Source organism: Mesorhizobium sp. CCNWLY176 (genome assembly GCF_037153935.1).
GTDB lineage: Bacteria > Pseudomonadota > Alphaproteobacteria > Rhizobiales > Rhizobiaceae > Mesorhizobium_M > Mesorhizobium_M zhangyense.
In genome coordinates, this window is the sequence record NZ_JBBBDZ010000007.1 from 18,646 (window position 1) to 34,581 (window position 15,936).

Sequence of the window (15,936 nt, forward strand, 5' to 3'; positions counted from 1 at the left end):
CGAAGGCGTATAGGACAACGTAAGAGCAGAACATCGATTACGGTTTTGCCTACAATGAAGTGGGAAAGGCCATCACGTCCGCGTGCTGCAGGTTCTCGAGGGCAATACGCCTCCTCGAAAGGGTCTCGTGATATTCTTGGGCCTCGATGTCCTTGAAGAAAGGGGCTCCAGGAGCAAGACGCTTGACCGCTGCTTCAACATCGTCGAGCGATGCCCGAAAGAATTCCTTGCGGAAATTCTGAGAGTTGACTCTCGTAGGCTCAAATTCGCCATGAAGCGCCCTTTCAAGGGTCGGAGCGTCGTCGCTGTAAATTATGGCGTGCGTATCAAAAATGAATGGCACGCTTGCGTCCCCAAGCTCGCGCACTCGATCCATCGGATCCAGGCGACGCGTAAGCCCAATTTTGACGACGTCCTCTCCAAATGATCCGATGTTTGAGATGATGTAGACGTATCCGGAACGGGTTCTTTCTGCCATCGCCTGGGCACGTTCGACCTTGGCATGCGCCTCGGCCAATTCCTGCTCCAGCATTTTTATCTGATCGCTGAAAGCATCGAGTTGTGGACCAACAATCTTGGCAGCCTCGAGCTTCGCCTTGGCCAGCAGGTCGGCATAATGCTGCTCCTCATCCTGAGCTTCCTCCATGTCACGCAAAAGCCTTTGCTCCTCCCGCGCGAGACGAGCTGTCTCCGCACGTTCGTCCCGTTCCGCCTTCAGTTTCTCTCGATATTCATGGGTCAGGTAGAGTTCCTGAAGCTTCAGCTTGAGATATTCGCTGGCGATAACTGTCGAATTTGATGCATTGAGTTTGTCAATCTGCTCCTGGGCGCGAACGATACGCTTCTCCATCGCATTGACATTGTTCCAGCGTGTGTTGGCAATCGCAGCCTCGCATTCATTGTTGAATGCCCGCAGGGTCAGTCGAATATTCCGGTTCGTCATGGTCTGGCCCTTTGCCGAACTACCATTAACGGTCCAATTGGTTGTGGAGATAACCGCCGTCTTGTCCGCAACCTTCTTTTTCTGCTGTTCCCGAACCCTAACAATTGCTGCCTTGTATTCTTCACTGTCAGTGAAATCGAAATGGGGCTCATAAACGCCCATCTCAGCAAATGCGAGACGATCATCGAAGATTGCAACCTCAGCGATCATGCGGTCGTAAATCTGCTTTTTGTCCTTATAGGCACCTCGCAAGGTTTCGATTTCGTCCTTGGCTGCAGCAATGACATCGCCGAGACGTACCGCTTCCGTATCGAGATCAACCAAACCGCCGAAACGCGTCTCGAGGTATTGAACCCGCGTTTCCGCCTCCTTCTTGGCTGCCTGCAGTGCTTTGATGGCTGTCAGAGATTTTTCGATAAGTGCATTTTTCTCATCGATCGACACATGAGCGGCTCGAGCGCTCTTTCTCGATCGCCACCATTTGTATGACGTGAAAATAAGGAAAAACGGCATCGTCAAAACGACGAGCGCTATCACAACGGTAATAACTTGCGACTGATCCAAAGCACTCCCCCGAGCCTGCAACAATAGTTCCCGCTTGATAAGCAAATTGTCAATTCAGAGCTTTGAGAATCCATTGTTCAGCTATTCGATATAGCCGGGATGAATATCCTGGGGCTATGATATAGATCGATTTTTGCATGTATCGGCATATCTCGAAGTCTCGTCGCCGTTTCGATCGTGACCTCCAGCGGCTTGATTTCCATTTTGAGCACCAACGCCCGTAACCTCGCGAAGCGGGATGCAATCCATGCACTAGGCGGCCAATACATTTTCCCACGCGGAGGAACACATCAAGAACGAATGCAAGTGAAATTAGTCAAGAGGAATATTTTCTTCATGACCAGAGATTGATATTCTGCGTTTGAAATTCGTTAGGATTCGAGATCAAGCGAGCAACTGCAGTGAAGGTATTTATCGATGCGAACCTCATCATTCAGACCGGGAAGCCGCCTGGTGGTCCGTTGTTTTCACGAGTTATTGATCTGGTAAACGCAGGGTACGTCACAGTCGTCACTACTGACCTGACCATCTCGGAGGTTGCCAAAAAACACACCCTGAACGACTTTGAGGTGGTCAAGGAGGTCGGTCGCCCGCATTTTCGGAAACTCCTGCACGAGCTATTCAACGTTGACCTTCCTGACTTTGGGAAGGATGACATCCGTGAAATGCTGTCTAAAAAATATCTTGCCGAGACAGAAAAGATGTTTGCCGCGTTGAAGGCCAAAATCCTTACGATTGACGACATCAAGCCATCAGTCGTTTTCAATTCCTACAGTGCAGCTAAGGGATTCTTTGCTGGTGAGAGCAAACGGGATCAATTCCCTGATGCTTTCATCTTTGAATGCCTGAAGGCAGAAGGGACCGCAGAGTCACCATTGACGCTCGTAACCGACGATAGAGATTTCACAGCTCCTTCGCGCGAGATCGAGCACCTGGTCATCGTGAAATCAATCCCCGACCTCTTCAAGAAACTCGGTTTTGAAGTGGAGGCTCCAGACCTCAATGAGTTCTTGGAGGCGCAGGCGGCGGACCTGCGATCAAAGATTGAAGCGGATCTGGATGGTTGGGAACTCGGGGCCAGCGATATCGTAGATGCAGATATCGACATTGAAAAACTGGACGCCTTCGATCTATCTGATCTGACGGTCTTCAAGCCAGTTGATCGCGAAGACTTCATTTTGTTGACTGGAACCGCATCCGTAACTTTGTCGGTGACGTATAGGCATCCAGACTGGGAAAACGGCTATCGAGATCCTGACGATCGTTCTTGGATGCCTTATGGCACCGTAGAAGGGGAGACCACGATCACCATTATCGAGAAATTCTCGATGGCGATCGAGCCGGATGAAGATGGGAAGCCACTTGCGATCAACGAGCTTTCTTTCCGGAATAGCTTCTTCCACGTCGACATCCAGCCTGACGATGGATGGCCATATAAGTAAAGTTAATCCGAGGCTCCCTTCTTCGCCACCACGTCGAGACGAGAAAAATAGCCATTGTCCTAGATAAATTAACTGCCAGCTTAGCATGGCAGGGTGCGGACTTAACCCTTTTTGGACCGCGGCTATCTGCAGCCAAAACTGCTGCAATCGCCAATATCCGCCATTTCTTGTAGTAATGTGAGTTTTGATTAATAAAATTTGTGATCAGACGTCTGTCATATATTCTAGAAAATTAGGTGATTCGAAAAATCTGTCAGCTCCTTGGCTTGGGGGACTGGAATGCTCGAACGGAAATATTTTCCTTGTTTCAGCACGCGTGCGTTCGAATTTATGGCGTACTCGCGTTGCTCAAATTCGGTGAAAGACTCAATCCTTCCCGTCATAACGTTAACTCGTCAAAAACTTGCAGAGTCCTTTTCTGACACTTTTGACCTCGTCTCCGACGCCGCCGAAGGCAGGCCAATAATCCTGGATTTTGATACGACTCCACGTGTGGTGACCTCTGCAGAGGAAGCAGCAGCGATCCGGCGGCAGAAGGCGGCAAAACGTGAAGCCCTAGACGGAAAGAAGCCGCGCGAACGAACCGAAAAGGAACTGGCTCGTTATGCTGAACTGAGGAGACGGACAGAGCAGTTCAATGCGCATTTGCGCGGGTTTTTAGAGCCTCGACATGGTGCGGCCGCATGGATAGCGATGGCGGGCGCGCATTCAGGTGTTGTGCCTGTGGTGCGTCTGACATCCATGGAGGCCGTGAACGGTCAAATCGCTGTGGCGAACCAAAATATTTATCCTGTGGCATTTCGGATCGATCCGGAAAATCCCGAAGAAGTTGCCATGGCTGGCGCAGGAATAGCGGCCCTGCACAATCCAGGATCGTCGTACCTCCTTCTCGATTCAGGATTCGTGCGCAACCGCGCATCGAGCTCTGCCGCAGCCACCGAAGCCGCACTCCAGCAACTGAAGAATTCGGCAGGAGAAGCTTTCGGGGTCAGCCGTAAGGTCGTTATCAGCGGCAGCTTTCCGGCTTCCTCACTCCGTGAACTGCCGCGGCTGCTGCAGATGGAAGAAAGACTTCATCACGACAGCATATCTGGCTCATGGTCCGTCGAATACGGGGATCATGCTTCGCTACCGAAAAAGTCAAACAGAAAGGGAGGCAACGGTTGGTTCCCGCATGTCGACCTTACATTGGATCGCCACTGGAGGGTGGAGCTGGAAGAACGCAATTCTGATCCGACCGGTTATGTACGTTGCGCAAAAAAGACCGTCAACTCCGATGATTGGAAAAGACGCACGCAGTGCTGGGGAACTTCTGTGATCGAGGAAGTTTCCGCTGGGACGACGACAATCGACAAAACAAAATTCGTCGTACCTGGACCTTGGATTGCAGTGAGGGCCAATCAACACATCAGTCGACACGCTGCGTACAAATGACGGTGTTCCTGCCGAAGGCTCCTATTTCAAATGACTTTTGAAACTCGGCACGCCTCTTGAGCAGGCTCCGAACCTCGGCTGCTAGATTCTGTTTTCGGATGGCACCCATGGCCCGACGGGACAGCTCACTGTAAGGTGCCGTGCGAATTCCCGAATCCAAGCCAAAGCGTTCGAGCAGGATCACAAGTTCTTCCCGCTCAAGCAAAAATGTCAAAGCTTCAGGATCAAGGTGTTTGTTGATGCGCCCGCGACGCAAGGTTTTGAGATGAATCTCACCTGACGTTTTCGCCGTTGCCTTCACGATGGACCACCAATCGGGCACCATAGTCACGGCGTTGTTGAGATGTCGGTCTCCGACTACCAACGTCATTTTGTCGGCTGCGCCGCCAAAATATGTCGCCTGTCTGCCCAATCTACTAAGGGTGTCCAGATCGCTTTTGATCTCCACCCCTTCCAACTTGCCATTTATGACCGCAATATCGAGCCGCCCCGATCCTCTTGCCGTCTTCAACTCTTCAACGATCACTGCATCATCGTCAGCATGCCGCGACACCAGCGCCGCCTTGACTGCATCTCGAATCATTCGGTCGTTGGTCGGGGTAAATCTACGAGGGGCCATCGTCCACAAATCCGTTTTATCTACGATCACCGCAGGTGCAGCGAGTATCAAGTCCTTTAACGGTCACAATTAGATTGTTGCCCGCAGACCAGTTAAGAAATGACATCCCTCCCAGGCAGCGGCGCGCTTCATCGGCAAGTTGTTGCTATGCGGCTTTCCGAAGCTCTGCAATCTTCTGGAATTCCGAAAGAATGTCCGGATAATATTCCGCCATATGCCGCACTACCCTCGCGTTTTCCAGGAGGCGAGCCACATAACCAGTTGCGAGAACGACATCAAGGTGATCGCTCCCGTAGTCTTGCTCAATAGCTCTAAATTCCCGATCGAGCGTGGCGGATTCGCTCTCCATCATCTCAATCTTTTGCTGACTCAGCCCTCGCACGGTTTTGGTTCCGCGAACAAGTTGGCCTTCAGGTGTAGCAGCGACAAGTGACTTTGCGTAACTAACGGAATACTTGTTCATCGCGATCATTAGTTCCACCGCTTCGATTTGCCTAATCGACTTCAGTTTCTTGAATTCGCGGATCGTGTTAATGGGAACATGCTTGTCCTTGAGCAGTTCGACGGCCTCTGGACATATACCATCCAGCAGGCTCCGCTTGTGACGGATGGTGTCGATGTTGACGTTCAACGCACGCGCGAGCCGTTCTTCTGGTACTCCCTTTTCGATCGCTTTCAGGATCATTTTGTGTTCCTGAATGATTGCAATGCGGCTAACTCGTTTGTTGTAGGTAAATGCCTCGTCTTCCGTAGCTACTAGACACACGACCTCCGTATCACCTCTTGATCGAAGTATGTCGATACGGATATGACCATCGAGCAGATGGAAACGGGCACCGTCAGATCTGTCCCTTATTACAACCGGGGGTTCTATGATGCCGACCTCCGCCATCGAAGCAGCGATCTGGGCATACTTCACCGATTTTATGATTGCTGGCGTAAGTTGCCTGAGCGGCATGATATCGGCGATCGCAATTCGCAGACTAGAGGTCTCGAATGCGAGTTTCACGGACAATGCCTGGCGTGCTCCGTTCATCGCTTTTCTTCCTGGGGAGAACCGAGGCGCAGAGCCAGATTTTTGGGCAGCGTTCTAAGGCCTTCATTGCAAAGTAGGTCACGGAATTGATCATCGGCCAGCAGTCTGCGCATAGCCTCAGCAATCAAGATCAGTCGGTTTTTCGCAGCTTGTGCACGCTTTACCAACATGCGTTTCCGTTCCGTATCCTGCTGATAAGCATGGAGAAGGGCTTCAGTCGACATTTCGGGTGGTTTGACGCGCTGATCGTTCTTCAGTCCCTTTCCCTGGAGGCGTCGCTGCTCCACCAGCCGTTTTGCAGCCAGAAGTTTGCGTCCTCGGAGCAGGTTCTTTTCATACGCGCTCTGAAGTGCCGCCTGCACGTCTTGATCATCCGCCTCTGCAATATCCAGCGCGACGCTAAAGGGGATATGACCGGATTCAACCGAACGCAGCAATCGCTGCTCGCCATTTTCAAGAAGCCTGATAACGGCATAGACGTACTCCGCTGTCAGACCCGTTTTTCGTGCGATGTCTGCCACACGATGACCGCGCTGATTCATGCCACCAATATCCTGCAGCAGGTCGATCGCCCTGTGCTGCCGCCGAGCACAGTTCTCGACTAGGCTTGCGACAAGGCAATCTTCTGGATCGGCGCTAACTACGAGTGCAGGGACCTCACGTTGACCAAGTGCCTTGTAGGCTTCAAGCCTGCCCTGACCGCAGACAAGATCGTAGTACGGCCCTCCAGCTTCGGCACGACGGGTAACCGTGATCGGGCGCTTCAGTCCGATTTGAGCTATGTTGTCGACTATCTCTTTGAAGCCTCGTTTGTTGCGAATCCTTGGATTGACTACGGTGATCCTTCCTATGGGGATCATTTCGATCCGCTGTGCTGGAGTGGCAGACATCATGCAGCCTCCTGTAGAGGAGCCCGGGAAGTCATGGAATAAAAGGATTCCAGTGTGTCAAAACGGTAGGCATCGAGCGACAGGCCATTATGGTCGCAAAGATGCAGGATGGCGGAGTGCATATCCATGCGTGGCAATAGATAATAGTCCTGCACTCGCTCGTTCGAAGCATCCATTCGGATGGCGATCGTCAAATCAGGATTGAGAACAGTGTCGAACCGCAGCTTCCAGCGACGCGACCCTGCGCGGGTATGGAAGCAGCGGACGATAACGATGCTTGCGATGAACTCGTGGTTTATCGCAAGCATGTCTGTATCTGGGTCCTGCTCGACTTCACCCCCAGCATCCCTGATGCCCTCGAGCGCTGCCGCCACCACCTGAGGATGCATTTTTCGCAGTGTACGATTTATTTCTAGATATCGGTAATCGTGTTCCGGTACGAAACCTACGAGGGCATAGGCACGCAACAGGCTGCCAAAGCGTGACAAATAGGAACTGCTTGAAGGACAATCCTCGGTCTCGTCGATTATCATTCCCGAAAGGTGACCGCACTTTTCAAGAATTCCTGCAAGAAGATCCAGCATTCGTTCGTCCGACAAGCGCTCCGACCTCTTTGCAATGATCGCCTTTGCCTGGCTGAACACATCCTTGCTCACAATCGGTCGGAAGACATTATCTGCCCGTATCCAAGAATCCTCTGAAACCTTTACGCGCGACTGCTTCAACTTGAATGAAGTCCTGCCCCATACATTGTTCCCGATGTATTTCTCATTGATTAGGAGCTGGTGAACTGTCCCTCGTGTCCATTGCCGACCAAGGTCAGTCAAAAGGCCACGGGAGTTTAGTATTTCAGCTATCTCCCGTTCTGCACGGTTCTCAGCGACGAATTGATGATAGACTTGCCTCACGATCCGAATTTCACTCTCCGGTCCGGGCACAAGGATGACCCGATCAGTCGCGATGCTCTTGTGTTCTCCCTGACCTAGCTCACCCTTGGGATTGCCGTTCTGGTCGACGAGCACCCGACGCAGGCCATAACCAGCCGGGCCGCCTTGACGGAAGCCGAGGCGGATGAGGTGCGATTGCCCCGCGAAAACTTTTACCGAAAGCTCGCGACTATATTCCCCAGCCATTGCCCGTTTGACTGTCTTCACGATGGAAGAGCCAATGCTGCCGTCATTCTCGAACTGTTCAGCACAGTAGTGCACTCGAATTCCGGCGCGTTTGCACTGGAGTTCAATTGCTGCGGCCTCGTCCGGGTCCTGGAAGCGTCCCTAACGGCTCACATCGTAGACGAGGATTGCCGCATAGTCGGCACGTCCCGTTTCGACATCGTCCAGCAAGGTCCTCAGAGCATCCCTGCCGATAAGACGAAGCCCGCTTTTACCTTCGTCGGCATATGTCAGGACGATTTCGAATCCTCGCTCGTCGGCATATCGCCGTATCGCAGCGACCTGATTGTCGGTCGAATACTTCTGATGTTCCGTCGACATACGGACGTATTGGGCGGCCCTTATCCTAGAAGTTGGGGATTGGGATTCGTTCCCGTCCGTCTGGTGCCATTTGATTACCATTGCGGGCCACGAGCGAAAAAGCAGAAAGCTTCGTATTAATCTAGCTCAAGGAGCCGGAAATATGTTTCCAAAAAGCGGCAATAAATTACCGCTTGGACAGCCAGGCGAAGGCGAAGCGGCCTATGCAGCCGCCATATCAAATGCCCTAATCTCTGAGGTCGGCTCAAGTCACGTGGCGACAAAGACTGTAATGTTGTGGTCGGGCGCGAGCGAGCGGAGCGCAAGACATTGGCTGAATGCGGATTACGGTCCAGGGGGATGGCATCTTATTCTACTGGCACGCAATTCAGCTGCGGTAACAAAAACCATCTTACAACTTGCTGACCGCGGCGGCCTGGAACTGACTCTTGAGATCACGGCAGTGCGCTCTGCATTAATCCGAGCGACCGCCATCATTGATGCATTGGCTACAGAGACGTGATCCTCCCGACCCGCGGCCGCCCAACATCCACCAATGTCAGCCCGTTAACTTTGATCGACAAGTTGCAATTTAGGATCTTGCCAAGCAAATGGGCTCCTGCCATAAGCCGCCTCCCGACGACAGCTCGGGCAGGACAGGGTTAAACCATGAACGCCAAAATCATATCGAAATGTGTGTGGGACATCCGCGCAACGGCCTAATGGCATCGGTATGATTGTCCGATGCCACGAAGCATCGGAATTCGATTTCCCACCTCAACAAAATCTTCATAGCCTGTGATTTGTGACGTGTTGATCATCGACACGCACCTATCGCAGCTTGTTATCTGACGTTCCGCGTCAGGTATTTCAACGTTCATCTCGTCCAGAGATGGACATCTCCAACCGTCGTCAACAACAACCAGCCAAAGGAGGCAACAATGATCTATTTATCCCCCCTCGCCGCCTCCAGCGGCTCAACGGCACAAATCCACATAACGCGCTGATCTCCCGGACCACGGTCCGAAACAACAGCACCGGGGAGAATTCAAACACCTCCCGGATTTCAGACAGCTCGGCCGCACCCTGCGTGCCGACAACAGGAGATTTGTGCCCATGTCGAACAAGAGTACCAGCAATCTGCAGCCCACCTTGGGTGGACCGCGTCGCAAGCACGGTCGTGCATTAGCTCGTGCAGGTATTACTCCGCAATCAGCCCGCGCAGGGCAATTGTGGATTCCCCCATCTGCATCACTTGCGTCACGAAAGATCAGTTTTCGTTCGAGAGGGTCTTTTCGGGGAACGATTGTGAACGCTCGAGCCAATCGGGAGATGCATTACGAAAGCACTCTCGAGCGGGATGCAATGTACATTCTGATGGCTCGTCGGAACGTCGCTGAAATCCGCGATCAGCCACCTGCTGTTCGCTATTTCGACCGGGACGGTCATTCTCGGCATCATTGGTTCGACCTTGAAGTACACCTGACCAACGGGACCCGGTATGCGTTGGCAGTCAAGCAAGAGTCCCAGGTCGATCGCAGTGGCATTCTCGAAACACTCGACTTGATCCGCGAACAACGTCCAGCAGGTTGCGCAGAACACATCGCGCTCAGAACCGAGCGACAGATCACTCGTGTTCGCGCTGATAACGCACGGCTGATCGTAAGGGCAAATGGCTGCCGCAGGGAAGACGACGTCGAGCAGATGCGGACATTTGTCCAAACACTGCGAGGCTCGGCGAAGATTGGTGACGTGCTGAGGGCGTCGAACGCTGATGCGCGTGGTTTCATGGCCATTGTGTGCCTCATCTTCGACGGAGATCTGGTCACCGTCGGAACCAATCCCATTACGTCTGAAACGCAGATCCACCTGAGTGGCACCGAACAAATCGGAGGGAGGTGAATTGATGACAACTGAACCAATCGCACCTCGTTGGGCATATGGCATCTACGACAAGATCGTCGTGGACAACACCGAATACGTCCCGGTTTCTAGTGACACGGACTCGCATCTCCTCCGTCGGGTTGCGGCCCCAGACCTTTGTGAATCCTTTACGCACGAGGCACTCTTCGATCTGCACAACGCAGGTCGTTTGAGGCGTTTCAAGAACTTTTACTTCTCGGTAAAGGCCAAGGCTCGCAAGGTATCAGTCGAGGTTCGCTTGTCGGATCTCAGCAAGGTTCAACAGGCGAAGGTGCTATGGCGGAAGGAATATTGCGATCGGTTCCTCCGCATGGAGGTCAATGCCGAGGCGAACCGCTCCGACGAATCTATGCTGCAGGCGATCAGAACGATCGCGCCAGCCGTAAATGCTATGGAGATCAACTCTCAATCTGGCTCAACGCGCTGCGGGTCCCAGGCTATGGTACGCCAGGCCCCCAGCCCTACCGCATTGCGAAAGTGGCTTCGGAAGTACCAGGCTTGGCACTACGACCCAATTGTTCTTCGTGACAATTACGGACTCAGCGGAAATCGTAAGCAGCGACTGCAAGACGAGGTCTACGCAATCCTAACCAGCGTTGCCAAGCAGTACGCGGACCCGCTGAAGCCGAGCAAGGCCTCGATTTACGAAGCACTTCTCACAGAGTTCCGACTGGTCAATCAGCAGCGCCAGGCCCAGGGCTTGGCCCAGTTTGCCATTCCCAGCATGCAATCGCTTCGCAGGGAAATCGCAAAGCTCGACGACTTTCGGGTGATGGCGGCTCGAGAAGGTGAAGAGAAGGCGAAGAAGCATTTCTATCTTGTGAGAGGCGGCCTTGGAGTTAGCCGCCCGCTCGAACGAGTGGAAATGGATGACTGGAATGTCTCATTGAAGACGCTGCTGGAAAAGGCAGGGGTCTGGAGCCGTTTGCCGAAGGAGGCAAGGCGCGAGGCTGAGCAGAGACGCGTTTGGGTGTCCGCAGCGATTGACTGTGCAACGCGTTGCATCGTCGGACTATATTTCATTGATGGCTCTCCCTCGTCTGAGGCCGCCATCAATACTCTGCGCATGGTGGTCAGCGACAAGTCCCAGTCGGCCAAGGCGGCTGGTTGCCAAACGCCTTGGGACATGGGCAGCGCAGGTATCGAGACAATCTGCACCGACACTGGTTCCTCCTTTGTAAGTTATGAGTTTCGAGCCGCCTGCGCGGCACTGCAGATTGAAATCATGTTCCCGCCAGCGGGCCTGCCGCAAATGCGAGGCCGGATTGAGCGCGTCTTCTCGACTTTTCACCAACAGCTCGTCGCCCGCTTCCATGGTCGGACGTTCGAAAATGTAGTCGCGAAGGGCGATTACAATGCGGAAGCGATGGCCGTAATCGACGCGGACGAACTGCGGACGATGCTTACTCGATACGTTGTGGATGTTTATCACAACACCCCACACGAAGGCCTCGGCGGAGAAACCCCTCGTAACGCCTGGATCAGGCTGAATCGCCAATTCTCAACAGAGCAAACCCTCGACGAGGATGTTGCTCGTTCAATCTTCGGCACGACGATGGATCGAATGATCCGCAAGGAAGGTGTCGAGTTGTTCGGCCTTTTCTACCAAGACATCAAGCTGCAGGAGCTCCGCCGCAACAACCAAAAGAAGACTGTTCTTGTCCGCGTCGACCAAACAGACCTTGGTTTTGTTTCTGTTCGCATCGAAGGCGGCTGGCTGACTGTTGCATGCACACGGCCGGGCATGGACGGCGTCAACCTTCACGAATGGGTTGCCGCCAATGAGAAGATCAGGCGGGAATTCGCCGAACAAGCGAAGATTAGTCACGATGTTCGGTTGCAGGCCATCGAGGACATTCGAAACTTTTCGAAGGCGGCAACCGAACGCGCTGGGCTTGAGCCACCTACCTATTCCTCTGACCAGGTCATCAAGCTTGCCCGTTGGGGTGTCAGTGGCCGCCGCTCAGAGGAAATGGATGCTGATGGCGGCGATTTCCTCGCGGACGAGGCTGTCGATACCAGCATCGGCGAGTCGACCGTACTTGGCCAAGTGCTCGATGCCGCTGGTGCTGGCGCTGCTGTCGGTTCCGACGATGGCGTCCTCAATGCCCACGACGATGCCGTTTCCACTGCCGACGACGATGACGACATGTTTATGGAGATTTGAATTGCCTGATATTGCGGAAGTGGACTTTGCACCAACCGACGGAATTGCTCCTGTAGATCGCGCGGAAATCATGAAGCGCGTGCTCAGCGTCTATATCGGACACAAGCGCGACCAGCTGCTCGAAGCCGAAATCGACAGACTTATTGAAAGCTGCGAGATGAGCAAGGCTATAGGCCCTGAGCACTCCTCACGGGTGGGAAGACTCGCCGAGGGGCGAATTCTTGCTGTCATGGGAAAGCCAGGCGCGGGCAAGACACGGGCGCTAGAGCGAGTTTTTCGGAAGCGTGAAGAGTTCTGGGGAAGTTCTCATGGGCAGGAAAACTCGCACCTCATTTCTGTGAAGGCTCCGTCCCCGTGCACGCTGCGACAGCTGGGAAACACGCTTCTCCAGGCGCTCGGCTATGATGTGCAGAGAGAACTTCGGGAAAATGTCGTCTGGGACATGGTCCGCCATCGGCTCCAGGTCCGAGGAGTTCGCTATGTACATATCGATGAAATCCAGCACGCAGTCGAAAAGGCGAACCGCAACGAGCTGCAAAAGGTCAGAGACACGCTGAAGGCCCTGCTGCAGCAGCCTGAGTGGCCAGTTTGGCTCATTCTGTCGGGCAAGCCCTCCTTTGCCAGTTTCATTGAGGACGATACCCAACTCAAAAGACGAAGCCGCTTTGTTTCCTTCGGAGATCTCAGTCTCGCTGACGACGCCAAGTTGATCAGGAATACGTTGAGCTGGATCGTAGAAAAGCGAGCTGAACTCGAGCTAGCCACTGCTTCCCTCGGGGAGCCCTTTTTTGCGCGATTGGTACACGCTGCCGAGGGGCAGTTCGGCATTCTGGTCGAGTTCGTACAGGACGCCATCCATGAAGCGCTCATTGAAAGATGCGCGACGGTGAAGTTGGAGCATTTCGCCAAGGTGTACGAGGCCCGCTCCGGTTGTTCTCGTGACCGGAACGTCTTTACGGCAGATCAGTGGCATCTGATCGACGTCTCCATGGCTCTGCAAGATAACCAAGTCGACGATCACCAGGTCGAGGACATCCAGTCTGAAAAGAAAGTGAGGGATAAGAAAAACAAATGACGCCGCAGCTACCAATCAACATGACAGTACCCATTGGCCGAGGAGAATTGCCGTCGAGTTTTGCCTCGCGAACGGCCTTCGTAAATCGGCGCAGCGCGCGCGACTTTTGTTTGGACATGGGCTTCAAGTTCCAGGATGTGGTCGACGGCAAGCCAGAGGCATTGGCCAGATTGGCTCACTGTGGCCGTTCGGTCGTCGATGTACTGGATCGGTCTGCATTCCGTCGTGTCGAAGCACGTCTCTTTGAATTCAACGGGGAAATCATCAGTCGCAGTGGGCTGCTGAGAGGACGCGTTCGCGCTTGCGCTTCATGCCTGATGGCGGACATGGAGCAAATTCAGTGTGAAAGCGAAGCCCGACCATATCAGAGAGCACACTGGCTGATCGGGCATATCAGAACCTGCCCGCATCATGATGAAGCTCTGATCGACGTTGCTCACGATCTCGCCCCTAATGGTCTACACGACTTCACGAAGATGGTTATTCCGGTTCTGCCATCGCTGGCAGCACTTCGTGAGAGCTCCGCACGACGGAAGCCGTCAACGCTGGAACATTACCTGCTCTCACGTTTGAACATGGGGAGCCATACACCGAACTGGCTGGATCGCTTCCGTCTCGATGCGGTCGGCAAGCTGTGTGAGATGCTCGGGGTGGTAGACGCCCATGGTGTCAGAGTGCGCCTGAACGATCTTACCGAAGATCAGTTTTTCGAAGCCGGAACTCGCGGATTCGAAATTGCCTCACAGGGTGAAGCCGACATCCGGGAACTTCTTGCAAATCTTCAGAGAAGACAAGATCCCGCCAAAAAAGCTGCTGGGCCGAAGTCAGCCTTCTATCGCCTGTACGAGTGGCTCGCTCACGAGTCCGAAGATGCCGCCTTCGATCCCCTGCGTGATGTTGTTGCTCGACACTGCATTGAGACGATGCCGCTGGGGCCAGGAGATGAGCTCTTCGGGAAACCGGTTCATCAACGGCGGCTACATTCTATCCATACCGCCTCGCGTGAATACGGAACTCACCCGAAGCGGCTTCGCAAGCTGCTGCACCTAGCTGGTTATCTAAGCGACGAGGCTAATTCGCAGGTGGACGACCATGCATTGTTCAATGCGGAAGCGGCGCACGAATTCATCGAACGAGCCATCGACGCCCTCACCTTCAAGGAAGCTGCCAATTATCTCAACGTCCCACGTCCCCATGACGTCTCGCTTCTAGACAGTAGGTACGTCACGCCCATCGTCGATGCCGATCGGCAAACGCTGAATCATTATGCATTCGATCGAGATCGATTGGATTCATTCCTGAAGCTTCTGCTGTCAGAAGCATCCGTTTTGGCTCCCGGTGAGGATGGCTTCGTCGGCATTCTGGAAGCAGGGAAACGCGCTTGTTGCGGAGTGATGGAGATCGTGGATCTCATCATGGACAAGAAACTGAAGGTTCGGACGTCGCCTTCCGAGAGAGGTTTCCTTTCGGCGATGGTGGACTTGTCAGAGCTACGATCGCTCGTGAGGCTGGAAGACCACGGAGGCATGTCGCTTCGACAGGCAGAAAAATCCTTGGGCGTAACCACGGGCGTCCTAAAAGCGCTTGTCATGCACGGCCACCTCCCCAGTCGAGTCGAGGTCAATCCGATCAATCGTTGTCCGCAAACGGTGATTGATCCAGCCGACATGACGATTTTCAAAACGACTTATGTCTCTCTCATGCAGCTCGCCGAGGAAACTGGCATTCATTTCAATCGCCTGAAAATGGAGTTAGTTGGCATTCCGCTGGCGATGGATCGAGACCTCATCGGTTCCCGTTTTTACCACCGTTCATCGATCCCACCTCTATGATTTGAGCATCTAGGTTCGAATGCAAAACCCGGCTCCGGCCGGGTTTTCTTTTGTCCGCACGCCACTGAGGCATTTTATTGCGTTTGCGCAGAGGCAAATCATTGGGTTTTCTCACCGAACCCAGAGGCAGTCTGGTATAAAATATCGTTTTAATTCAATGGTTTATGATGCTTTCAAGGCATTCTATTGGGTTGGTGACAGCAGCAGCAGCTGCTGCTGTCGCTAAACGCATAGTTTGGTAACAAATACCCAAAAGTCGCCTCAAAATACCCAAAGGTCCGCCGAATGGCGGACCTTTGTTCGAGAAATCTCACGAAGGCCAAGGAGCCAAACTTGGACGTTCGCGATAATATTGGCAAAAGTGGCCGCCGTTTCCGGATCACAAACCATTGCCGAGCTTTGGATACTGCATCCCGCCGCAGGACTGAACGGCCGCAGCTCGATCGATCTGGTTGCCACACCGTTCGGTGCTACCCTCGTCGAGCCATATCTCGAACGCTTGGAAGATGGGGTTTATATCTAAGGATCTTTCAGATCCG

General features: G+C 53.4%; 14 protein-coding genes. 8 read left to right on the forward strand and 6 right to left on the reverse strand.

The features are described 5' to 3' along the window. Nucleotides 1-49: 49 nt before the first annotated feature. The gene (locus WBQ96_RS13275; protein WP_336550949.1) at nucleotides 50-1,507 is read right to left on the reverse strand and encodes a DUF4041 domain-containing protein; all 1,458 of its coding nucleotides are present in this window, start codon (nucleotides 1,505-1,507) and stop codon (nucleotides 50-52) included. A gap of 401 nt (nucleotides 1,508-1,908) precedes the next feature. Between WBQ96_RS13275 and WBQ96_RS13280 the strand changes: the two genes are divergently transcribed. After that, the gene (locus WBQ96_RS13280) at nucleotides 1,909-2,949 is read left to right on the forward strand and encodes a PIN domain-containing protein (protein ID WP_336550947.1); all 1,041 of its coding nucleotides are present in this window, start codon (nucleotides 1,909-1,911) and stop codon (nucleotides 2,947-2,949) included. A gap of 279 nt (nucleotides 2,950-3,228) precedes the next feature. After that, a complete protein-coding gene (locus WBQ96_RS13285) occupies nucleotides 3,229-4,383 on the forward strand; it encodes a beta family protein (protein ID WP_336550945.1) in 1,155 nt (384 codons plus the stop codon). Here WBQ96_RS13285 and WBQ96_RS13290 read toward each other — a convergent pair. The 5 genes from WBQ96_RS13290 to WBQ96_RS13310 all read right to left on the reverse strand — a co-directional run bounded on the left by WBQ96_RS13290 (nucleotide 4,358) and on the right by WBQ96_RS13310 (nucleotide 8,502). Further along, a complete protein-coding gene (locus WBQ96_RS13290) occupies nucleotides 4,358-5,053 on the reverse strand; it encodes a sce7726 family protein (protein WP_336550944.1) in 696 nt (231 codons plus the stop codon). The genes WBQ96_RS13285 and WBQ96_RS13290 overlap by 26 nt on opposite strands. Before the next feature lie 94 nt (nucleotides 5,054-5,147). After that, a complete protein-coding gene (locus WBQ96_RS13295; protein WP_336550942.1) occupies nucleotides 5,148-6,038 on the reverse strand; it encodes a plasmid partitioning protein RepB C-terminal domain-containing protein in 891 nt (296 codons plus the stop codon). Further along, nucleotides 6,035-6,931 (reverse strand): plasmid partitioning protein RepB C-terminal domain-containing protein, encoded by an 897-nt coding sequence (locus WBQ96_RS13300; protein ID WP_336550940.1) that lies wholly within the window; start codon nucleotides 6,929-6,931, stop codon nucleotides 6,035-6,037. The genes WBQ96_RS13295 and WBQ96_RS13300 overlap by 4 nt, the downstream gene beginning before the upstream one ends. Next, nucleotides 6,928-8,136 (reverse strand): recombinase family protein, encoded by a 1,209-nt coding sequence (locus tag WBQ96_RS13305; protein WP_336550939.1) that lies wholly within the window; start codon nucleotides 8,134-8,136, stop codon nucleotides 6,928-6,930. The genes WBQ96_RS13300 and WBQ96_RS13305 overlap by 4 nt, the downstream gene beginning before the upstream one ends. A 66-nt stretch (nucleotides 8,137-8,202) precedes the next feature. Next, nucleotides 8,203-8,502: a recombinase family protein gene (locus WBQ96_RS13310; protein WP_336550937.1), complete on the reverse strand. Its 300-nt coding sequence runs from the start codon at nucleotides 8,500-8,502 to the stop codon at nucleotides 8,203-8,205. 61 nt (nucleotides 8,503-8,563) lie between these two features. Here WBQ96_RS13310 and WBQ96_RS13315 point away from each other — a divergent pair, with 61 nt between their 5' ends. The 6 genes from WBQ96_RS13315 (at nucleotide 8,564) to WBQ96_RS13340 (ending at nucleotide 15,920) form a co-directional block, all read left to right on the forward strand. After that, on the forward strand, nucleotides 8,564-8,923 hold the full coding sequence (locus WBQ96_RS13315; RefSeq protein WP_336550936.1) for a hypothetical protein: 360 nt from the start codon (nucleotides 8,564-8,566) through the stop codon (nucleotides 8,921-8,923). A 593-nt stretch (nucleotides 8,924-9,516) separates the two neighbouring features. Continuing rightward, nucleotides 9,517-10,302: a hypothetical protein gene (locus WBQ96_RS13320; RefSeq protein WP_336550934.1), complete on the forward strand. Its 786-nt coding sequence runs from the start codon at nucleotides 9,517-9,519 to the stop codon at nucleotides 10,300-10,302. A gap of 4 nt (nucleotides 10,303-10,306) precedes the next feature. Beyond that, nucleotides 10,307-12,490 (forward strand): integrase, encoded by a 2,184-nt coding sequence (locus WBQ96_RS13325; protein ID WP_336550932.1) that lies wholly within the window; start codon nucleotides 10,307-10,309, stop codon nucleotides 12,488-12,490. Between the two features lies 1 nt (nucleotide 12,491). Continuing rightward, the gene (locus tag WBQ96_RS13330) at nucleotides 12,492-13,565 is read left to right on the forward strand and encodes an ATP-binding protein (RefSeq protein WP_337035899.1); all 1,074 of its coding nucleotides are present in this window, start codon (nucleotides 12,492-12,494) and stop codon (nucleotides 13,563-13,565) included. Continuing rightward, entirely contained in the window at nucleotides 13,562-15,397 is a 1,836-nt protein-coding gene (locus WBQ96_RS13335; protein WP_336550929.1) for a TniQ family protein, read from the forward strand. Before WBQ96_RS13330 ends, WBQ96_RS13335 begins: the two co-directional genes overlap by 4 nt. 361 nt (nucleotides 15,398-15,758) lie before the next feature. Then, the gene (locus WBQ96_RS13340; RefSeq protein ID WP_336551016.1) at nucleotides 15,759-15,920 is read left to right on the forward strand and encodes an antitoxin Xre/MbcA/ParS toxin-binding domain-containing protein; all 162 of its coding nucleotides are present in this window, start codon (nucleotides 15,759-15,761) and stop codon (nucleotides 15,918-15,920) included. The last annotated feature ends 16 nt before the right edge of the window (nucleotides 15,921-15,936 follow it).